The following is a 20,352-nucleotide window of genomic DNA, read 5'->3' as shown; positions in this document are numbered from 1 at the left end:
GCATGGCAAACGCGATCATCAACGGCACGCTGCTGCATTACCGCTGCCAGGGAAACCCGACCCGTCCGACCGTGGTGCTGTCGAATTCGCTCGGCACTGATATGAGCATGTGGGACGACCTTGCCTACGGCCTGGCGCAGCGCTTCCATGTGCTGCGCTACGACACCCGAGGCCATGGCGCCTCGGCCAGCCCCGCCGGGCCGTATAGCCTCGAATTGCTGGGCCGCGACGTGCTGGCGCTGCTCGACAAGATCGGGGTCGGGCGCGCCCACTTTGTCGGGCTGTCGATGGGCGGCGCCATCGGCCAGTGGCTCGGGCTGCATGCGCCAGAGCGGCTGGACCGGCTGGTGCTGGCCAATACCGCCGCGCGCATCGGCAGCGCCGACGGCTGGCGCGCCCGCGCCGAAGCGGTGCGCGCGGGCGGCATGGAAGACATTGCCGCCGGATCGCCGGGGCGGTGGTTCACGCCCGCTTTCATAGAGGACCGGGCGGGGGTGGTGCGGGCCATGCAGGCCACGCTGCGCGCGACCGATCCCGAAGGCTACGCGGCCTGCTGCGATGCGCTGGCCGTGGCCGACCTGGGCCAGGAAATCGCCCGGATCCCGGTCCCCACCATGATCATCGCCGGCGCCTTCGATCCGGTCACCACGCTCGAGGATGCACGCTTCCTGCAGCGCGCCATTCCCGGCGCGCTGCTCGCCACCGTGCCGGCCTCGCACCTGTCGAACCTCGAAAGCCCGGAACTGTTCGCAGAAACAGTCCACGCTTTCCTGCACGGCTGACGCCGGCCGCACTTGCCTGCCTTGGGCAGGGACCGATAACAGAAGGAGACACGCCATGCAGGAACGATCTCATGCCGGGGATGGACACGACGCGCCTCCGGTCCGGCCAACAGCATCCGGAACCCTTGGCGCGGACTGGTCGGCCTCCGCGGTCACCGCCGGCTTTCTGGCCGTGCTGGTGTCGTTCACCGGCCCGCTGGCGATCTTCTACCAGGCGGCGCAGGCGGCCCAGGTCGACAACGCCATGTTCGCGTCCTGGGTGTGGGGGATTTCGATCGGGGCGGCGGTTTCCGGCATCGTCCTGAGCTGGACCCTGCGGGTTCCGGTGATCACCGCCTGGTCAGCGCCCGGCACCGCCTTGCTGATCACGCTGTTTCCCGGGCTGTCGCTCAATGAAGCGGTCGGCGCCTACCTCACCGCCGCCGCCGTGCTGCTGGCGATCGGCCTGTCGGGCAGTTTCGAGCGCGTGATGGCCTGGGTGCCGAAGGGCATCGCGAGCGGCATGATGGCCGGGATCCTGCTGCCGTTCGGCCTGCAGGCCTTCGCGTCGACCAGCACCTTTCCCTTGCTGGCGTTCGGCATGATCGGCGCCTACCTGCTGTTCAAGCGGCTCCTGCCGCGCTACAGCGTCATGCTGCTGCTGGTCGCCGGCGTGCTGCTGGCGGTGGCGAGCGGCGCCAGCAGGTTGTCAGGCATCGCGCTGGAACTCGTCACGCCGCAGTTCATCGCGCCGGCATGGTCCTGGGCCAGCACCTTCAGCCTGGCGCTGCCGCTGGTGCTGGTCACGCTGACCGGGCAGTACCTGCCGGGGATGGCGGTGCTATCGACCTCGGGCTACGGGACCGGGGCCCGTTCCATCATCGGCGTCAACAGCATCGTCTCGCTGGCGGTCGCCTTCACGGGCGGCATCACGATCGCCATCGCCGCCATCACCGCCGCCATGTGCACCGGCCGCGACGCCCACGAGGATCCGCGTCGGCGCTATATCGCAGGCCTGGCCAATGGGGTGTTCTACCTGGCCGCGGGACTGTGCGGCGGATCGATCGTGATGCTGTTCAGCGCCCTTCCGGGCGAACTGATCGCCACGCTGGCCGGACTGGCGCTGCTGGGCCCCATCACCGCCAACCTGGCCGGCGTGATCGCCGCCGACGACCATCGAGAAGCCTCCATCATCACTTTCCTGGCGACCGCCTCCGGCATGAGCTTTCTCGGATTGGGAGCGGCGTTCTGGGGCGTCGTCATCGGCATGCTGGCCTGGCGGGTCTTGCACGGCAAGCGGAAGGAGGGCGCCGGCAACAAGACGTAAGCAGGCATGTGCGACACAACATCGACAATCAAGGAGACACACATCATGCGACACATCGACGTACACAAGATGGCCGACACGGCCAGGTTCAACCGATTCCATACCGCACTACTGCTGTGGTGCGCGGTCATCATCATCTGCGATGGCTACGACCTTGCCGTGGCGGGCATCGCCCTGCCTTCGATCATGAGCGAGATGGGCGTGACCGCCCAGGATGCCGGCTTCATGGTCAGCTCTGCGTTGTTCGGGATGATGTTCGGCGCCATCTTCCTCGGCACACTGGCCGACCGCATCGGCCGGCGCTGGGCGATCGTGATCTGCCTGTTCCTGTTCAGCGTGTTTACCGCAGCCGCCGGCATGGCGAGCGATCCCTACACGTTCAGCGTGATGCGTTTCCTGGCCGGGCTCGGGATCGGCGGCGTGATGCCGAACGTCGTGGCCCAGATGACCGAATACTCGCCCCGGAAAATCCGCGCCACGATGGTGACGCTGATGTTCAGCGGCTATGCCGTGGGCGGCATGCTGGCCGCCGTGCTGGGCAAGGGCCTGATCGCGCAGCATGGCTGGCAATCGGTGTTCCTGGCCGCCGGCGTCCCGGTGCTCCTGATCCCCTTCATCCTCAGGTCGATGCCCGAGTCGATGCCTTTCCTGATCAAGCAGGGGCGGATCGACGAACTCAAGGCCATCCTGGCGCGCATGGAGCCGGGCTACCGCCCGGGAGCGCACGACGATTTCCAGATTCCAGTGACCGAGCGCGCCACGGGCGCGCCGATCGGCAAGCTGTTCCAGGAAGGCCGCGGGTTCAGCACCATCATGTTCTGGATCGCGTTCTTCATGTGCCTGTTCATGGTGTACGCACTCAGTTCCTGGCTGGCTAAGCTCATGGCCGGCGCCGGCTACAGCCTGGGCTCGGCGCTGACCTTCGTGCTGGTGCTGAACTTCGGGGCGGTCATCGGCGCCGTCGGCGGCGGCTGGCTGGCAGACCGCTTCCACATCAAGTACGTGCTGGTGGGGATGTATGCGCTGGCTGCCGTGTCGATCACGCTGCTGGGCTATCCGATGCCGAGCGCCTTGCTGTTCGTGGTGGTCGGCCTGGCCGGCGCCTCGACCATCGGCACCCAGATCGTCACCTATGCCTATGCCGGCCAGTTCTATCCGAGCGCGGTGCGCTCGACCGGTATCGGCTGGGCCTCGGGCGTCGGCCGCAGCGGCGCCATCCTGGCGCCGATCGTGATCGGCACCCTGGTCGGGATGTCGCTGCCGCTGCAGCAGAACTTCCTGGCGATCTCGATCCCGGCCGTGATCGCCACCATCGCGGTGGCGCTGATCCGTCACGAGCGATCGGCCACGATGAAGATCGCCGCCGTACAGGTGACCGAACCGGCTTGACCCCGGCGACCGCCATGGTCCGCCCGGCGCCCGCCGGGCACTCCCCGCAACATACCGATAACAAGCAGGAGACTTCATGAAACCAATTCATTGCGCGCTGGCGCTGGCGTGCGGGCTCGCCGCGCCCGTGGCATCGGCCCAGAGCTCGGTCCAGGTCTACGGCCTGGTCGACAGCGGCCTGGCCCATATCACCAATGCCGATGCCGAGGGCAACGGCGTCACCAAGGTGCCGTCGCTGACCGGCTCGCTGCCATCGCGGATCGGCTTTCGCGGCACCGAGGACCTGGGCAACGGCCTGCAGGCCTTCTTCGTGCTGGAGAACGGCATCTCGATGGACAGCGGCGCGTCAGGGCAGGGCGGCCGGCTGTTCGGGCGCGCCGCCAACGTCGGCCTGAAGGGCGCCTGGGGCACGTTCACCGTCGGGCGCCAGGTCAATATGACCTTCATCTCGTCGATGAAATCCGACGTGATGGGGCCGCAGCTGTTTTCGATCAGCAGCATCGACCTGTACATCCCGAATGCCCGCAGCGACAATGCGATCGGCTACCTGGGCAACTTCAATGGTTTCATGGTGGGCGCCACCTACAGCTTCGGGCGCGATGGCGTCGCCACCGGTGGTCCGGCGGCGACCAACTGTCCGGGCGAAGCGCCCGGCAATTCGCAGGCCTGCCGCCAGTACACGGGGCTGGTGGGGTACGACAGCAAGGCCTGGGGCCTGAACGCAAGCTACGACCGCATGAACGGGAACACCGGCGCCGGCGGCGGCTTGACCAGCAGCGGCAACACCGATATCCGCACGACGGTCAACGGCTACCTGATGCTGGGCGACGTCAAGATCGGCGCCGGCGCCATGGACCGCGAAACCGATGCCGCGACCGGGCTGTCCGAATCGCTTTTGTTCTATATCGGCGCCAGTAAACCGCTCGGCGCCTTCACCGTCGATGCGCAGTTCGCGCGGCGCAATGCGAAGCGTTCAGATGACGACGTGACGCTGTACGTGGCGCGCCTGACCTATGCGCTGTCGAAGCGCACTGCCATCTATGCCTCGGTGGGCCGGATGGACAACGATGGCGCGTCGGCGGTGGCGCTGGACGCGGGCGGCACGGTGGCGCCGGGCGTGGCGCAAAATGGGGTGATGGCCGGCCTGCGTCACAGTTTTTGAGTCCATGCTTTGAGTCCATGCGATTGGTTCCGGGGCACGGCAATGGGAGACCCGGCCGTGCAGCGGTAGCGCAAGTGCCGGCGGCCGGCTTCCTTATAATGAGCGCTACCCCAACAGAATCGACCTTATTCAAGGAATCCCGTCATGACGCTGCCCTTCCATTCACCGATCTCGCCGGACCTGATCCACGGCGCCGTCGAGGTCGAGCGCACGGAGGAAGGCCTGCTGCCGCACCGCTTGCCCGCTTGGGCGCGCGCGCAATGTCCCGACGCGCAATTGCTGATGGCGCAGTCGCAGCCATCCGGCGTGCGCCTGGCGCTGCGCACCGCGGCGACGGTGCTGGAACTGGTCGCGCTGCCGACCAAGCGCCGCTACGGCGCCATGGCGCCGCGCCCCGACGGCATCTATGACCTGCTCGTCGATGGGCGGCTCGTGCAGCAGGCGAGCGCGCCGGGCGGCAAGATCATGGATATCGACATACTGTCCGGCACGGCCAAGCTGCGCCGGGGTGAGCCGCAGCGGCTGCGCTTCACCGGCCTGCCGCCAGGCGACAAGACGGTCGAGATCTGGCTGCCGCATGACGAGACGACCGAGCTGGTGGCGCTGGATGCCGATGCGCCGATCGCACCGCTGGCGGCGTCGGGCAAGCGCCGCTGGCTGCACCATGGCAGTTCCATCAGCCAGGGCTCGAACGCAACCAATCCGAGCGGCGTCTGGCCGGCTGTCGCGGCGCAGCTGGCCGGCGTCGACCTGCTCAATCTGGGCTTCGGTGGCAACGCATTGCTGGACCCGTTCACGGCGCGCACGATCCGCGACCTGCCGGCGGACCTGATCAGCCTCAAGCTCGGGATTAATATCGTCAACACCGACCTGATGCGGCTACGCGCGTTCGGGCCGGCCGTGCATGGCTTTCTGGACACGATCCGCGACGGGCATTCGACGACGCCCTTGCTGGTAATGTCGCCGATCTGGTGCCCGATCCACGAAACCACGCCCGGCCCGACCATGTTCGATGGCAAGGCGCTGGAAAAGGGGCGGTTGCTGTTTCGCGCAATGGGCAACGATGCCGAGCGCCGCCAGGGCAAGCTGACGCTTGGCGTCATCCGCGAGCAGTTGCAAAAGATCGTCCAACAGCGGGCGCGGGCGGATGCCAATCTCTACTACCTCGATGGCAGCGCATTGTATGGGGCCCAGGACAACGCACGCCTGCCGCTGGCGGATGCGCTGCATCCCGACGGCGAGGCGCAGCGCCTGATTGGCGAGCGCTTTAACGAGCTGGCGTTCGGGAGCGGCCCCTTCGGCGAACAACAAGCTTGAGGCAACTGGTAGAACTGTTTCGACTGCGACGCCAAACGTGCTGCACAGCTGAAGCACTGGAACCCGGACTGACCAGTTTGCCTCATCAGGTTCTGTTCTGACCGGCAAACTAGCGCTGCCCCTAGACCGCATGCGAGGATCGGTTCCCTTCACCTGAAGGCAATCCTCATAAAGCAAGACCGGCCGCCGCGCCGCGATTTTCCTGCGCCATGTCGGCACGATGGCCGCCTGACCACGCCGGTGCTGCAAGCCGCGGCCAGCGAAAAGAACCGTGTCAGCTTCGCGCCGATTTTCGACAAGTCCGAAAAGCCGGAGAAGACCGAGCCGCCGGGTGACGCGACGCGTGGACCAGAGCCAGAGAGCGCCGATTGACAACCCAGTCCCGCTTTCAGACGCAACATCACAGAGCGTGACGCGCGTCTGGAAAGCGCAGTGCATCACAGAGCGTGACGCTCGTCTGGAAAGCGCAGTGAACGCCAGGACCTGCCGAATCGGTCATGGCCGGCTCATCGCTTCCGGGAGCGGCGAGGGTCGCCCCATCCAACGCTCCAGCCCGGCAATACTTTCGCGCTGCGCCGAAGTATCAGGCGCCGCCCAGGTAACCGTTCTGGCGCCAGGCCTCGTACACCACGATCGCCACCGTGTTCGACAGGTTCAGGCTGCGGTTGTCGGGTCGCATCGGCAGCCGGATGCGCTGGGCGGGCGGAAAGGTTTCGCGCAACGCCGGGGCCAGCCCGCGCGACTCCGGCCCGAACACGAACACGTCACCCGGCTGGAAACAGGCAGCGGCGAACGGCGAGGAACCATGCGTGGTGAGCGCGAACATGCGGGAAGGGTCGGGTCGGGTGTCGGCGATGAAGGCATTCCAGTCCTTGTGCACCTTCATGGCGGCGTACTCGTGGTAATCCAGGCCGGCGCGGCGCATCTTGGCGTCGTCCAGCGGGAAGCCGAGCGGCTCGATCAGGTGCAGCTGGGCGCCGGCGTTGGCGCACAGGCGGATCACATTGCCGGTATTCGGCGGGATTTCTGGTTCGACCAGGACGACGTGGAACAAGGTGCTTCTCCTTTGTATTTCGGTATCGGGTCATGCATGCGGCGGGGTGCGCGCGAACACGAGATTCGTGACGCGCGCGGCGCCGGCGCGTTTCAGCACCGCTGCAATGTCATTCAGCGTGTGCCCGCTCGACATGACATCGTCGACCACGCCCACATGGCGAGCGCGCACATCGACCGCGGCGTCCACCCCGAACGCCCCGCGCATATTCTTGTGGCGCTCGCCCGGCGCGGCGCCGGACTGCGCCTTCGTCTCGCGCACCCGCTGCAACAACCGCGGCGCGACCGGCAGGCGCAGCGAGGCAGCCAGCGGCCGCGCCACCTCGAGCGCCTGGTTGTAGCCACGCTCGACCAGGCGGGCCGGTCCCAGCGGCACGGGGCACAGCACGTCGGGCAAGGCCAGGCCAGAGCGCACCACGGCGTCGTGCAGCACACGCGCCATCCACGGCGCCAGCGCGAGCTGGGCCCTGAACTTCAGCTGCAGCGCCACGCTGTCGAGCGGCGCGGCATAGTCGCAGGCGGCCAGGGTCGCGTCGAAGGCGGGCCGCTCCGACAGGCAGGCGCCGCAGTGCCGGCCGAGGTCCAGCGCGCTGGCCGGGTTGGCGCAGCACGGACAGCGCGCGACGGGCAAGACGTAGGCCTGCTCGCAGGCGGCGCACACGGCGTCGTGCGCATGGGCGCCACATAGCGCGCAGGCGGACGGCAGCATGGCGCGCAGCAGGCGGCCGGGCAGTGCGCGAATGTCCAGCATCGGCTCGACTTCCCACAACCGGTTAAACTGCCAACATTATCTCATCTCGACTTGCATCTCATGGCTTCTCCTCAATCCCCCTCCAGGCTGAGCGCCCCGATCGACCTGTCCCGCGTGCGCGGGCTGTTTGCGCATCCTGAACGCATCGCCCCGTCGGACTTCCTGCGTCGTGAGATCGCCGAACGCATGCACGAGCGCCTGAGTCTCGTCAAAATCGTTCCCAAGCAGGTGCTGGACGCGGGCTGCGGCGCCGGCGCCGACCTCGCCTTGTTGCAAAAGACATATCCGGCGGCGCAGATCCTGGGCCTGGATGGGGCAGGGGCCATGGCGCGCGCAGCCCGGGGACCGGTATCGCAGGGCGGCGCGCTCAACCAGCTGCTCACCCGCCTGATGCCGGCCAAGGCCGGTGTCGACGTGCTGTGCGGTGACTATGGCAACCTGCCGCTCGGGCCGAATTCGCTCGACCTGCTGTGGTCGAACCTGGCGCTGCACTGGCATCCGCTGCCCGACCGCGTGTTCGCCGAATGGCGCCGCGTGTTGCGGGTCGAGGGGCTGCTGATGTTTTCCTGCTTCGGTCCGGACACCTTCATCGAGCTGCGCAGCGCCTTCGCCGCGCTCGACGCCCACCCGCACACCTTGCCCTTCGTCGACATGCACGATTTCGGCGACCAGCTGGTCGAGGTCGGGTTCTCGACACCCGTCATGGACATGGAACGCATTACCGTCACCTATGACACGCCGCAGGCGCTGCTGCTCGATGTGCAGGCGCTGGGCGGCAATCCGCTCGAATCGCGCCGGCGCGGCCTGATCGGGCGCGCGGCCTGGCGGCGCGTGCTGGACGCCTTCGAGGAGCAGCGCCTCCCCGACGGCAAGCTTGGCCTGACTTTCGAAGTCATCTACGGCCATGCCTTCCGTCCCGCGCCGCGCACCACCGCCTCGGGCGAATCCATCGTGCGCTTCCAGCCCCGCAAGCCCTGAAACCCGTCCTGCATGGCTGAGTTGCCAATAACCCCGATTTTCCTTGAATAAAAATTAGTGCTTTAGATATAATCAATTGCTATTTTTTTCGTCCGACCAATAGAATCGCTTAAAAAAGCGGCAGATTCGGGCGAAAAGTAGAAAAAAGAATTGCAGCAGTCGCAGAGTCGCCCGGTCCTGGCAGCAACGTATTGCCAGGTGGGGCGAGATGGTTTCCCACCATTCCGCAGCGCAATTACGCGGGACGACCCGGCAAGCCCTCTGTGATCAGTACGGAGCGGCAGCGGTTCGTTCACGGAATTGCTGGCCCGTTAAAAATATTCTTATTTTTAGGGTGGTTGGGGACATACATGACATATGCAACGCGACTCAAGGCCGTGCTGTACGGCTGCGCCGTACTCGCCGCAACCGGCGCCACGCCGGCGTGGGGCCAGCAGCAGCCGATCACGGGCCGGCCTCTCGAACACCAGCTCAATATGCAGGCCCCTGTTACCCAGGTCGGCGCCGACATCTATTCATTGCACAACTGGATGATGATCGTCTGCCTGGTGATCTTCGTCGGCGTGTTCGGCGTCATGTTCTATTCGGTGTTCAAGCACCGCAAGTCCCTGGGCCACAAGCCGGCGACCTTCCACGAATCCACCGCCGTCGAGATCGCCTGGACGGTCGTGCCGTTCCTGATCGTCATCGGCATGGCGCTGCCGGCCACCAAGACCGTGGTCGCGCTGAAGGACACCTCCAACGCCGACCTCACCATCAAGGCCACCGGCATGCAGTGGAAGTGGGGCTACGATTACCTGAAGGGCGAGGGCGAAGGCATTTCCTTCCTGTCGAACCTGGCCACGCCGCGCTCCCAGATCGGCGAGCCCGGCGTGCAGCCCACCGAGGCGCGCACCGAGAACTACCTGCTCGAAGTCGATAACGAGATGGTGGTTCCGGTGAACAAGAAGATCCGCATGGTGTTCACCGCCAACGACGTGATCCACGCCTGGACGATTCCCGCGTTCGCGATCAAGCAGGATGCGATTCCCGGCTTCGTGCGCGACGGCTGGTTCAAGGCCGAGAAGACCGGCGTCTACCGCGGCAACTGCGTCGAGCTGTGCGGCAAGGACCATGCCTTCATGCCGATCGTAGTGCGCGTGGTGACCGATGCCGAGTACACGGCCTGGGTCGAGGGCAAGAAGAAGGAAATGGCGGCCCTGGCCGACGATCCGACCAAGACCTGGACCATCGACGAGCTGAAGACCCGTGGCGAGCAGGTCTACGCTGCCAACTGCGTGGCCTGCCACCAGGCCAATGGCAAGGGTGTCCCTGCCGCCTTCGCGGCGCTGGACGGCTCGCCGAACGTGCTGGGCGACAAGGCGCACCAGATCGATATCCTGCTCAATGGCCAGAAGAGCGGCCGGTTCCCGACCGAGATGCCGGCGTGGAAACAGTTGTCCGATACCGAGATCGCCGCGGTGATCACCTATACGCGTAATTCCTGGTCAAACAAGGCTGCGGAAAATATCGTTCAACCGGCCGAAGTCCTGGCCGCACGCAAATAATGCAGGGGTAACGACATGAGCACCACGACGATCGATCACGGCCACGCACATGATCACGACCATGCGCACGACCACGCGCACGACGAACACCACGAGCACCCGCACGGCTGGCGCCGCTGGCTGTTCGCGACCAACCACAAGGACATCGGCAGCCTGTATCTCTGGTTCTCGTTCATCATGCTGCTCTCGGGCGGCGTGCTGGCGCTGATGATCCGCGCCGAGCTGTTCCAGCCCGGCCTGCAATTCGTGCGTCCCGAGTTCTTCAACCAGCTCACCACCATGCACGGCCTGGTGATGGTGTTCGGCGCGATCATGCCGGCCTTCGTCGGCTTCGCCAACTGGATGCTGCCGCTGCAGGTCGGCGCGTCCGACATGGCGTTCGCGCGCATGAACAACTTCTCGTTCTGGCTGCTGCCGCCGGCCGCGCTGCTGCTGGCCGGCTCCTTCCTGGCGCCGGGCGGCGCCACCGCCGCCGGCTGGACGCTGTATGCGCCGCTGTCGACCCAGATGGGCATCGGCATGGACATGGCGATTTTCGCCATGCACATCATGGGCGCTTCGTCGATCATGGGCTCCATCAACATCATCGTCACCATCCTGAACATGCGCGCGCCGGGCATGACCCTGATGAAGATGCCGATGTTCTGCTGGACCTGGCTGATCACCGCGTATCTGCTGATCGCCGTGATGCCGGTGCTCGCCGGCGCGATTACCATGACCCTGACCGACCGCCACTTCGGCACCTCGTTCTTCAATGCCGCCGGCGGCGGCGACCCGGTCATGTACCAGCACATCTTCTGGTTCTTCGGCCACCCCGAGGTCTACATCATGATCCTGCCGGCCTTCGGCATCGTCTCGCAGATCATCCCGGCCTTCGCGCGCAAGCCGCTGTTCGGCTACGCCTCGATGGTGTACGCGACCGCCTCGATCGCGATCCTGTCGTTCGTCGTCTGGGCCCACCACATGTTCACCACCGGCATGCCGGTGACCTCGCAGCTGTTCTTCATGTACGCCACCATGCTGATCTCGGTGCCGACCGGCGTGAAGGTGTTCAACTGGGTCGCCACCATGTGGAAGGGCTCGATGACCTTCGAGACCCCGATGCTGTTCGCGGTCGGCTTCATCTTCGTGTTCACCATGGGCGGCTTCACGGGCCTGATCCTGGCCGTGACCCCGATCGACATCCAGGTGCACGACACCTATTACGTGGTGGCCCACTTCCACTACGTGCTGGTGGCCGGCTCGCTGTTCGCGCTGTTCGCCGGCTTCTATTACTGGGCGCCGAAGTGGACCGGCCATATGTATCCGGAAGGCCGCGGCAAGATCCACTTCTGGCTGTCGCTCATCACCTTCAACGTCACCTTCTTCCCGATGCACTTCCTGGGACTGGCCGGCATGCCGCGCCGCTACGCCGACTACGCGGTGCAGTTCACCGACTTCAATATGATCGTGTCGATCGGCGCCTTCGGCTTCGGTTTCAGCCAGGTGTACTTCCTGTTCGCGGTGGTGCTGCCGACCATCCGCGGCGGCGCCAAGGCGCCGGCCAAGCCGTGGGACGGCGCCGAAGGCCTGGAGTGGACCGTGCCGAGCCCGGCGCCGTTCCACACCTTCGAGAACCCGCCGCTGGTGAAATGATGAGCACGCGCAAGCCAGGGGTGGCCCGGCCCAATAATCTCAGGACCGCCCTGTGGGTGGGCGGCCTGGCGCTGTTCTTCTTCGTCAGCGTGTTCGTCAAGTTCACGCTGCTGAGCTGAGGCGGGCCGATGAGTACGGGGATGAACAACAAGCTGCTCCGCCTCAACCGCACCACGTTCGGCAAGCTGGTCGTGGTGGCGATCGCGATGTTCGGCTTCGGCTATGCGCTGATTCCGGTGTACCGCCAGGTCTGCGAGGTGCTCGGCATTAACGTGCTGACCCAGAAGGGCGAGTTCGTCGCGGCGCCGACCAATACCCAGGTCGACACCTCGCGCACCATCACCATCGAGCTGGACGGCAACTCGCAGGGACCCTGGCGCTTCCGCCCGACCACCCGCAGCATCGACGTGCATCCGGGCGAGCTGGCCACCGTCATGTACGAGGTGGTCAATACCCAGGGCAGGGCGGTCAAGGCGCAGGCGATCCCGAGCTACGCGCCGCAGTCGGCCACCCCGCATTTCATGAAGGTGGAGTGCTTCTGCTTCCAGGAGCAGACGCTTGCGGCGAACGAGGCGCGCCAGATGCCGGTCGTGTTCTTCATCGACCCCAAACTGCCGCGCGAAGTGAAGAACATCACCTTGTCGTACACCTTCTTCGAGATCGGCGGCGCGTTCAAGGCGGCGTCAGCGCCGGCAGCGGGAAATGGAAAAGGATAAGCCGCACCAGCGCAAGGCGAATTTCCTCGCCACGATGAAGGCCGTGTTCTGGTCCTTCTTCGGCGTACGCAAGCGCAAGGATTACGAGGACGATGCCGCCAACCTGAATCCGGTGCACGTGATCATCGCCGGGCTGATCGGGGCCGTGATCTTCATCGGCCTGATCATGCTGGCGGTGCGGTTCGCCGTTTCATAGCTTTTACATTTGCACAAATAATAGATCACGAAGGAGATAAACATGAGTTCGTCACCAGTGAGTTCCCCGAGCACTGCGCCTTATTACTACGTCCCCGGCCCGTCGCGCTGGCCGCTGCTCGCCGGCATCTCGATGCTGGTGACGATGGCCGGCGCATCCGGCTGGGTCAACAGCATGTCGTGGGCGCCGGCCGTGTGCCTGGCCGGCATCGCCGCCATGCTGGTGGTGCTGTATTTCTGGTTCGGCGACGCGATCCGCGAGTCTGAATCCGGCCTGTACGGCAAGCGCATCGATTACTCCTACCGCTGGTCGATGAGCTGGTTCATCTTTTCCGAGGTAATGTTCTTCGGCGCCTTCTTCGGCGCGCTGTTCTATGCCCGCGCGATCTCGATGCCGTGGCTGGGCGACCTCGACCACCAGATCCTGTGGCCCGACTTCTCGGCGCAGTGGGGCAACACGGGCCCGGCGAACATCGTCGACGGCTTCCGCACCATGGGGCCGTTCCCGATCCCGACCATCAATACCGCGCTGCTGCTGACGTCGGGCGTGACCCTCACGATCTCGCACCACGCGCTGCGCGCCGGCCACCGCGGCAAGACCGCGTTCTGGCTGGCCGCCACCATCCTGCTGGGCGCCGTGTTCATGGGCTTCCAGGTGTATGAGTACATGCATGCCTACCAGGACCTGAACCTCAAGATGACCTCGGGCATCTACGGTTCGACCTTCTTCATGCTGACCGGCTTCCACGGCTTCCACGTGACCATGGGGGCGATCATGCTGGCGGTGATCCTGTACCGCGTGATGAAGGGCCATTTCACGGCCGATAACCATTTCGGGTTCGAAGGCGCCGCGTGGTACTGGCACTTCGTCGACGTAGTGTGGCTGGGGTTGTACGTGGTCGTGTATTGGCTGTAAGGTTCAGCGCAAGCCGGTCGGCGCGATCCAGCCCATCTGGTAGGCCGCCAGCAGGCAAAGAAACAGTACGATCGACAATCCTACCCGCATCGCCAGCGCATTGACGGTGCGGTTGCTGCGCCCCTTGTCGCGCATCAGGAAGAACAGGGCCGACCCCAGGCTGGCCAGGATCAGGACGAAGGCGATGGCGACGAAGATTTTCATGATGGACCTGCGCAAGGTTGAGGCTTTATTGTAATGCGGTTCGGCTTCCGTTTTCGCCCCATCGCCTTCGCCGCGGCACTCAGCGTGGCCATCATCGGCATCCTGCTCGGCAACTGGCAACAGGGCCGGGCCGCCTACAAGGCCGAGCTGCAGATGCGTCAGATGGCGCGCGCCGCCGAACCGCCACTCGAGCTCACCCCATCCACACGACTCGGCCCGGACGATGAATTGCGCACCGTGCGCCTGCACGGCGAGTTCGTCGGCGACTGGCCGGTATTCCTTGCCAATCGCCCAATGACGATCCAGTCCAGGGCGCAGTCCGGGTTCTATCTCGCAATGCCGTTTAGAATAGCGGGTTCGGACACGCATGTACTCGTGCTGCGGGGCTGGCTGCCCCGGCCTGCCGGGGCCGAATACGGCCAGCTGCCCGCATTTGCCACGCCCGCCGGTCCGCTCATGCTCAAGGGACGGGTGGTCTCGAGCGCCGGAAAAGTGATGGACCTGGGCGAGGGGGCGCCGCTGGCGCCGGGCGCCCTGGTCCAGAACCTGACGCCCGAGGCGCTGGCCCGGGCCAGCGGCCTGAAGATGCAGCCCTTCCTGGTGCAGCAGACGCAGGCCGCGGGCCGGCGCGATGCGTTGGCCCGCGACTGGCCGGCGCCCGGCGCTGGCATCGACAAACACCGCGGCTACGCCTTCCAGTGGTATGCACTGGCGGCGCTGGCGCTTCTTTTTTATGTGATAACGGGATTCCGACGTGGCTCAAGAACAAATCACTGACCCCAATGCCCCCAACCCCGCGCGCCGCCGCGGCCGCGTGAAACTGTTCGCGGTGCTGCTGGTCTGCGCGGCGCCGATCATCGCCTCCTATCTCACCTTCTACGTGGTCAAGCCGGACGGCCGCACCAACTACGGCACCATTCTCGATGCGCGCACCCTGCCGATTCCCGAGATGGCCACCACCACCCTCGACGGCAAGCCGCGCACCCTGCAAGACCTGAAGGGCAAGTGGGTCATGGTGCGCGTGGGCGGCGGCGCCTGCGACGACGAATGCCAGCGCCAGCTGTACGCCATGCGCCAGTGGCGCACCATGCAGGGCAAGAACATGGAGCGCATGGAGCGCGTCTGGCTGATTACCGACAACGAGCCGCTCGATACCGTGCTCATGCGCGAATACGACGGCATGGAACTGCTGCGTGCGCCCGCCGCCACGGTGGCGCAGTGGCTGCCGGTCGCCCCGGGCCAGAAGCTGGGCGATCACATCTACCTGATCGACCCGCTCGGCAACCTCATGATGCGCTTCCCGTACCAACCTGAACCGGGCCGCGTCTACAAGGATATCGCCAAGCTGCTCAAGGCGTCGGCCATCGGCTGAACCTCGCGCCTGAACCGTTCAGTATTAGTCAAAGAATCACATGGATCTGTCTTCACTGCTTCACCTGCTTCTGATGGGCGTGCTGGTCGCCAGCCTGCCGCTCTCCATCGTCTGGATGTCGGCCGATCCCAATAAATACCGCAAGCTGGTCTGGGTGATGGTCTTCCTCACCTTCGACCTGATCGTGTTCGGCGGCTTTACCCGCCTGACCGACTCGGGCCTGGGTTGCCCGGACTGGCCGGGCTGCTACGGCGAAGCCAATCCCTTCCTGGCCCACGAGCACATCGCCGCCGCCGAGGCCGCGATGCCGACCGGCCCGGTGACGGTCGCCAAGGCCTGGATCGAGATGATCCACCGCTACCTGGCGATGGGCATCGGCGCCCTGATCCTGGCGCTGCTGTTTACCTCGGTCAAGCAGTGGCGCCGCACCCACAACGAGGTGTTCAAGCCGGCCATGCCGCTGGCGCTGCTGGCCTCGGTGCTCGTGCAGGGCGCCTTTGGCGCCTGGACCGTCACCCTCAAGCTGCAGCCGGTGATCGTCACCATCCACCTGTTGCTGGGCATGATGCTGCTGGCGATGCTGGTGTGGATGGGCTGCCGCGAAGACTATCTGCTGAAGCCGCCGCTGCTGGCGCGTGGGCGCGATCTCGTGCGCCGCCTGCGCGGGCTACGCATCCTGTCGCTGCTGGCCGCGATCGTGCTGTTCACGCAGATCGCGCTCGGAGGCTGGGTAAGCACTAACTACGCCACCATGGCCTGCGACACCTTCCCGTTGTGCCAGGGCGCCCTGGTGCCGGAACTCGATGTCGAACACGGCTTCCACCTGTGGCGCGAGCTGGGCATGACCAAGGACGGTCGCTACCTGCCGTTCTCGGCCCTGGTGGCGATCCACTGGGTGCACCGTGCGTTCGCGCTGGCGGTGGTGCTGGTCCTTGGCCTGGCGGCCTGGCGCGCCTGGCGGGTGCCGGAAGTCGGCAAGACCGCGCGCCGGCTGTTGCTGGTCATGGTCGTGCAGCTGTCGACCGGCATCGCCACCGTGTATTTCGACTTCCCGCTGGCCATCGCCGTGATGCATAACGCCGGGGCGGCCCTGCTTGTGATTCTGGTGACCATGCTAAACTACCGGGTGAAGTTCCAACTCGACGCGGCCCGCGCCACCCCGGCGCCCGAATTTGCCGATGCGTTACCGCGCCAGCAAGCACCCTAGATGACGACCCAGACAGCCATCCAAAAAAACCCGAGCCGGTTCTCGCAGTACTGGACGCTGACCAAGCCGCGCGTGACGCAGCTGGCGGTGTTCTGCGCCGTGATCGGGATGTTCCTCGCCACCGACGGCTTCCCGGGTTGGCAGACCCTGGTCGCCGGCACGGCCGGCATCTGGCTGCTGGCCGCCGCCGCCTTCGCGGTCAACTGCCTGGTCGAGGCCCGGATCGACGCGCGCATGGCGCGCACCGCGCGCCGCGCCACCGCCTCGGGCGAACTGAGCCAGTCGCAGACGATCGCTTTTTCGCTCCTGCTCGGCGGCCTGGGCATGTATGTCCTGTATGCCTTCGTCAATCCGCTGACCATGTGGCTGACCTTCGTCACCTTCGTCGGCTATGCCTTCATCTATACCTTGCTGCTCAAGCCGAACACTTCGCAGAACATCGTGATCGGCGGCCTGTCGGGCGCGATGCCGCCGGCCCTGGGCTGGGCCGCGGTGGCCAACGACGTGCCGATGGAAGCCTGGCTGCTGGTCCTGATCATCTTCATGTGGACCCCGCCGCATTTCTGGGTACTGGCCATGTACCGCCGCGACGACTACGCCCGCTCGGGCCTGCCGATGCTGCCGGTTACCCATGGCATGAAGTTCACCGGCCTGCAGGTGTGGCTGTACACGATCGGCCTGGCCGCGACCACCTTGCTGCCGTTCGCGGTCGGCATGAGCGGCCTGATCTACCTGGCGGCGGCGATACCGCTCAATGCGATCTTCCTGCGCCATGCATGGCGCATCCACCGCAACTACAGCGACCTGCTAGCACGCAAGACCTTTACCTGGTCGATCGTCTACCTGTCGCTGCTGTTCGCGGCCTTGTTGGTCGACCATTATTTCAAGTTCTGATATGAAAAAACTCCTTGGCGTAGTGGGCTTCACGGCGCTCGCGCTGCTGGCAAGCGGTTGCGACAAGCTTGGCGCGAAGCTGGGAAGCACGCCGCCGGCCTTCCACAACACCGACGTCACCGGTGTCGATTACGCCAAGGGCTTTTCGCTGACCGACCACACCGGCAAGCCGCGCACCCTCGAGGATTTCAAGGGCAAGCTGGTGGTGATCTTCTTCGGCTACACCCAGTGCCCGGACGTGTGCCCGACCACGATGGCCGAGATGGCCACGGTCATGAAGGAACTGGGCCCGTCGAGCGACGATGTGCAAGTGCTGTTCATCACCGTCGACCCCGAGCGCGATACGCAGGAACTGCTGTCGCACTACGTCCCGGCCTTCGACAAGCGCTTCATCGGCCTGTACGGCGATGCCGCCGCGACCGCCAGGGTGGCCAAGGAATTCAAGGTGTTCTACGCCAAGGTGCCGGGCGCCGATCCAGCCAGCGCATCGACGAACTACACGGTGGACCATACGGCCGGCAGCTTCGTGTTCGACAAACAGGGACGCCTGCGCCTGTTCGTGCGCCACGGCCAGGGTCCGGCGCTGATCGCCCACGACCTGCGCCAACTGCTATGATGGTGTAAACATCATTCACACAGGACGGCATGGAAGCGCGACCCGGCAGAAACTATACCCGCATCGCCATCGTCGTCCTGCTGACGCTGGGCTGCCTCTACGTCCTGCGTCCGTTCCTGCCCGCGATCCTGTTCGCCGCCGCGGTCGTCATTTCGAGCTGGCCGCTGTACCTGCGGCTCCTGCGCGCACTGCATGGCCAGCGCACGGTGGCGGCGTTGACGATGACGCTCACCCTGACACTGCTGTTCATCATCCCCTTGTCGATGGTGGCCTATAACCTGGGTGACGACGTGGCGCGCGGCTTCGGCGAATTGCGGGTGCTGGTCGAGCACCGCGAACTGGCGCCGCCGGCCTGGATCCGCGCCATTCCCCTGGTCGGCGTTACGCTCGACACCTACCTGAACGACCTGATCGCCAGCCGCGAGCAGATGCTGTCGCTGGCCCAGCGCATGCTGGAGCCGGCCCGTCACTGGCTGGTCAAGGGCGGCATCATGCTCGGCACCGGCGTTGTGCAGATGAGTCTGGCTGCCTTCGTCAGCTTCTTCCTGTACCGCGACGGCAATGCGCTGCTGGCCGTGATCGCGGTGACGATGCGCAAGGTGATGGGCGAGGGCGCCGAATCGATCCAGCACACGGTCGGCCAGACCGTGCGTGGCGTCATGTACGGCCTGCTGGGGACGGCGCTGGCCCAGGCGCTGGTGGCGGCGGTCGGCTTCACCATCGCCGGCGTACCGGCGGTGCCGCTGTTGTCGGTGCTGGTCTTCCTGACGTCCCTGGTCCCGCTCGGCCCGCCGCTGGTATGGGGCGGCGCCACGATATGGCTGTTCGCCCATGGCGAGACCGGCTGGGCGATCTTCATGGCGATCTGGGGCACGGTCCTGATCAGCGGCGTCGACAATGTCGTGCGGCCGATGCTGATCAGCCGCGGCAGCAGCCTGCCTTTCCTGCTCACCCTGCTCGGGGTGCTGGGTGGCGTGATCGCCTTCGGCTTCGTCGGCATGTTCATCGGGCCGGTGCTGCTGGCGGTCGGCTATTCGCTGATGAGCGAGTGGACCGGCACCGAGGATCCGATCGTCAAGCACGATGAAGTTGCTTGAGAGCGCTTGCTCGGCAATATGGCCGAGCCTGCTGGACCGGATCGAATGGCGTCTTTCGCATAGCAGACTTGTAATAACTGATATTGATTGGAGGGGGCGGGCGCGTTAGATTCAGTTCTCCTGGAAATAACAATACAGCAGGGGACACCAGATGATCGACGTCGAAAAAGCACCGTGGAAGTATCTTGTCATGTGGCTGCGTTTCTATTACGCGATCCACTTTTTAAAATCCGGCATCAACTACGCGGTATTCGGGGTCATTCCCGACTTCAGCAAGGCTGGGGCCGTTGGTCCGTACCTGGCGGAGATGAACGGCATCGGCTTCTACCCGTTAATCAAGTACCTCGAGATCGTCCTGGGCACGATGCTCTTGCTCAATCTCTTCGTGCCGCTGGCGCTGGCTCTCATGGCGGGAATCGCCTTCCAGATCGTCTACCTGAATCTCTTCATTTCTCCCCATCCGCGGCAATTGTTTACGGGAGTGCAGGAACTGTTGTTGTGCGGACTGCTCATCCTGGCCTACGGAAAGAGCTACGCAGGCCTGTTCGTCGCGAAGGCCAAGCCGGCTTTCCTCTGGAATCGATGAGTACCATGCTGAAAGGAACCACCATGCACACCACAGCCAGGGGCCGCGATATGGCCATCGTCGCCACGGTCGCCACGATCTGGACGCTGATCGTCATCGCCTTTTCGACGACCATGGGCGCGCGTCCGTTGAGGATCTACGATTGGGGCCCGCCCGTGTTCGCGGCCCTGCTTACCCTGTGCGTGATGGTCCGGGACAAGCTGGCGCGCCGCCGCGGCGGCTGACGCCGGGCACCGGGGCGTGCGCATCAGCACGGCCCCAGCTTCCAGACCAGTGGCTTGCGCCCTGCTTCGGACAGTGTTACCTCGACTGCGTTCGACGACGAGCGGCTGATCGTGACTGCGCGCTCGAAATAGCTGTACGCGCTGGTGACCGCATCCCGGCTTTCGGTACGCGTGAAAGCGGCGCGGTCGATCCGCAGGCGCAGGTTCTGCAGGATCTGGGCGTCGGGCCAGCGCGCCGACAGGCCGACGTGGCGGCTGCGGTCGTCGCCATTCGCTTCTGGAAAGCGCCGTTCGCAGGCGGCGGCCGTGCTCGCCTGCAGCGCAGCCAGGAACAAGAGGGCTGCCGCACAGCCCCATCGTCGGGAAAACAAGTGGGTCGTCATGCGTCGTGGCGGAAGCGTTGGC

Annotated in this window: 23 protein-coding genes; 19 read left to right on the top strand and 4 right to left on the bottom strand. The window is 65.3% G+C overall.

The features are described 5' to 3' along the window. Window positions 1-2 precede the first annotated feature (2 nt). The 5 genes from pcaD (at window position 3) to AC56KW_RS07160 (ending at window position 5,956) form a co-directional block, all read left to right on the top strand. Window positions 3-782 carry a 3-oxoadipate enol-lactonase gene (gene pcaD / locus AC56KW_RS07180; protein WP_497170049.1) on the top strand — a complete coding sequence of 260 codons (780 nt, stop codon included), beginning with the start codon at window positions 3-5 and terminating at the stop codon, window positions 780-782. 55 nt (window positions 783-837) lie between these two features. Continuing rightward, window positions 838-2,088, top strand: a complete 1,251-nt coding sequence (locus AC56KW_RS07175) for a benzoate/H(+) symporter BenE family transporter (RefSeq protein ID WP_497170048.1) — start codon at window positions 838-840, stop codon at window positions 2,086-2,088. 45 nt (window positions 2,089-2,133) lie between these two features. Then, window positions 2,134-3,477, top strand: coding sequence for an MFS transporter (locus tag AC56KW_RS07170; protein WP_497170047.1), 1,344 nt, complete (start codon window positions 2,134-2,136; stop codon window positions 3,475-3,477). Between the two features lie 76 nt (window positions 3,478-3,553). Further along, the gene (locus tag AC56KW_RS07165) at window positions 3,554-4,639 is read left to right on the top strand and encodes a porin (RefSeq protein ID WP_497170046.1); all 1,086 of its coding nucleotides are present in this window, start codon (window positions 3,554-3,556) and stop codon (window positions 4,637-4,639) included. Between the two features lie 144 nt (window positions 4,640-4,783). Then, complete coding sequence (locus AC56KW_RS07160; protein ID WP_497170045.1) at window positions 4,784-5,956, top strand: SGNH/GDSL hydrolase family protein; 1,173 nt, start codon at window positions 4,784-4,786, stop codon at window positions 5,954-5,956. Window positions 5,957-6,539: 583 nt separating this feature from the next. On the opposite strand, the gene trmL is transcribed toward AC56KW_RS07160, so the two are convergent. Then, complete coding sequence (gene trmL / locus AC56KW_RS07155; protein WP_497170044.1) at window positions 6,540-7,010, bottom strand: tRNA (uridine(34)/cytosine(34)/5-carboxymethylaminomethyluridine(34)-2'-O)-methyltransferase TrmL; 471 nt, start codon at window positions 7,008-7,010, stop codon at window positions 6,540-6,542. A gap of 30 nt (window positions 7,011-7,040) precedes the next feature. Continuing rightward, on the bottom strand, window positions 7,041-7,760 hold the full coding sequence (locus AC56KW_RS07150; protein WP_497170043.1) for a ComF family protein: 720 nt from the start codon (window positions 7,758-7,760) through the stop codon (window positions 7,041-7,043). Window positions 7,761-7,820: 60 nt separating this feature from the next. On the opposite strand from AC56KW_RS07150, the gene AC56KW_RS07145 reads away from it, so the two are divergent. From AC56KW_RS07145 to AC56KW_RS07120, 6 genes are all read left to right on the top strand, one after another. Further along, window positions 7,821-8,738 carry a methyltransferase domain-containing protein gene (locus AC56KW_RS07145; RefSeq protein WP_497170042.1) on the top strand — a complete coding sequence of 306 codons (918 nt, stop codon included), beginning with the start codon at window positions 7,821-7,823 and terminating at the stop codon, window positions 8,736-8,738. 350 nt (window positions 8,739-9,088) lie between these two features. Next, window positions 9,089-10,285, top strand: a complete 1,197-nt coding sequence (gene coxB / locus AC56KW_RS07140) for a cytochrome c oxidase subunit II (protein WP_497170041.1) — start codon at window positions 9,089-9,091, stop codon at window positions 10,283-10,285. Between the two features lie 15 nt (window positions 10,286-10,300). Then, entirely contained in the window at window positions 10,301-11,920 is a 1,620-nt protein-coding gene (ctaD, locus tag AC56KW_RS07135) for a cytochrome c oxidase subunit I (protein ID WP_497170040.1), read from the top strand. 140 nt (window positions 11,921-12,060) lie between these two features. Continuing rightward, window positions 12,061-12,636 carry a cytochrome c oxidase assembly protein gene (locus AC56KW_RS07130; RefSeq protein WP_497170039.1) on the top strand — a complete coding sequence of 192 codons (576 nt, stop codon included), beginning with the start codon at window positions 12,061-12,063 and terminating at the stop codon, window positions 12,634-12,636. After that, window positions 12,623-12,832 (top strand): DUF2970 domain-containing protein, encoded by a 210-nt coding sequence (locus AC56KW_RS07125; RefSeq protein ID WP_497170038.1) that lies wholly within the window; start codon window positions 12,623-12,625, stop codon window positions 12,830-12,832. The genes AC56KW_RS07130 and AC56KW_RS07125 overlap by 14 nt, the downstream gene beginning before the upstream one ends. Before the next feature lie 42 nt (window positions 12,833-12,874). Beyond that, entirely contained in the window at window positions 12,875-13,747 is an 873-nt protein-coding gene (locus AC56KW_RS07120; protein ID WP_497170037.1) for a cytochrome c oxidase subunit 3, read from the top strand. 3 nt (window positions 13,748-13,750) lie between these two features. Here the strand turns inward: AC56KW_RS07120 and AC56KW_RS07115 are convergent, their stop codons facing one another. Then, the gene (locus AC56KW_RS07115) at window positions 13,751-13,951 is read right to left on the bottom strand and encodes a twin transmembrane helix small protein (protein WP_497170036.1); all 201 of its coding nucleotides are present in this window, start codon (window positions 13,949-13,951) and stop codon (window positions 13,751-13,753) included. Window positions 13,952-13,984: 33 nt separating this feature from the next. Here AC56KW_RS07115 and AC56KW_RS07110 point away from each other — a divergent pair, with 33 nt between their 5' ends. The 8 genes from AC56KW_RS07110 to AC56KW_RS07075 all read left to right on the top strand — a co-directional run bounded on the left by AC56KW_RS07110 (window position 13,985) and on the right by AC56KW_RS07075 (window position 19,947). After that, entirely contained in the window at window positions 13,985-14,728 is a 744-nt protein-coding gene (locus tag AC56KW_RS07110; protein WP_497170035.1) for an SURF1 family protein, read from the top strand. After that, window positions 14,706-15,323, top strand: coding sequence for an SCO family protein (locus tag AC56KW_RS07105; protein ID WP_497170034.1), 618 nt, complete (start codon window positions 14,706-14,708; stop codon window positions 15,321-15,323). The genes AC56KW_RS07110 and AC56KW_RS07105 overlap by 23 nt, the downstream gene beginning before the upstream one ends. A 40-nt stretch (window positions 15,324-15,363) precedes the next feature. Further along, on the top strand, window positions 15,364-16,530 hold the full coding sequence (locus tag AC56KW_RS07100; protein WP_497170033.1) for a COX15/CtaA family protein: 1,167 nt from the start codon (window positions 15,364-15,366) through the stop codon (window positions 16,528-16,530). Then, entirely contained in the window at window positions 16,531-17,424 is an 894-nt protein-coding gene (gene cyoE, locus AC56KW_RS07095; RefSeq protein WP_497170032.1) for a heme o synthase, read from the top strand. It abuts the gene before it with no gap. Window position 17,425: 1 nt separating this feature from the next. Continuing rightward, on the top strand, window positions 17,426-18,040 hold the full coding sequence (locus tag AC56KW_RS07090) for an SCO family protein (RefSeq protein WP_497170031.1): 615 nt from the start codon (window positions 17,426-17,428) through the stop codon (window positions 18,038-18,040). Between the two features lie 29 nt (window positions 18,041-18,069). Continuing rightward, the gene (locus AC56KW_RS07085) at window positions 18,070-19,137 is read left to right on the top strand and encodes an AI-2E family transporter (protein ID WP_497170030.1); all 1,068 of its coding nucleotides are present in this window, start codon (window positions 18,070-18,072) and stop codon (window positions 19,135-19,137) included. A 151-nt stretch (window positions 19,138-19,288) separates the two neighbouring features. Beyond that, complete coding sequence (locus AC56KW_RS07080; RefSeq protein WP_497170029.1) at window positions 19,289-19,723, top strand: hypothetical protein; 435 nt, start codon at window positions 19,289-19,291, stop codon at window positions 19,721-19,723. 23 nt (window positions 19,724-19,746) lie between these two features. Next, complete coding sequence (locus tag AC56KW_RS07075; RefSeq protein ID WP_497170028.1) at window positions 19,747-19,947, top strand: hypothetical protein; 201 nt, start codon at window positions 19,747-19,749, stop codon at window positions 19,945-19,947. A 23-nt stretch (window positions 19,948-19,970) separates the two neighbouring features. Here the strand turns inward: AC56KW_RS07075 and AC56KW_RS07070 are convergent, their stop codons facing one another. Next, window positions 19,971-20,330 carry a hypothetical protein gene (locus AC56KW_RS07070; protein ID WP_497170027.1) on the bottom strand — a complete coding sequence of 120 codons (360 nt, stop codon included), beginning with the start codon at window positions 20,328-20,330 and terminating at the stop codon, window positions 19,971-19,973. Window positions 20,331-20,352 lie beyond the last annotated feature (22 nt).

This window comes from Telluria sp. RT2P19 (assembly GCF_059685725.1).
Note: the sequence above shows the minus strand (reverse complement) of the source record. Positions and strands in the feature narration are given on the sequence as shown.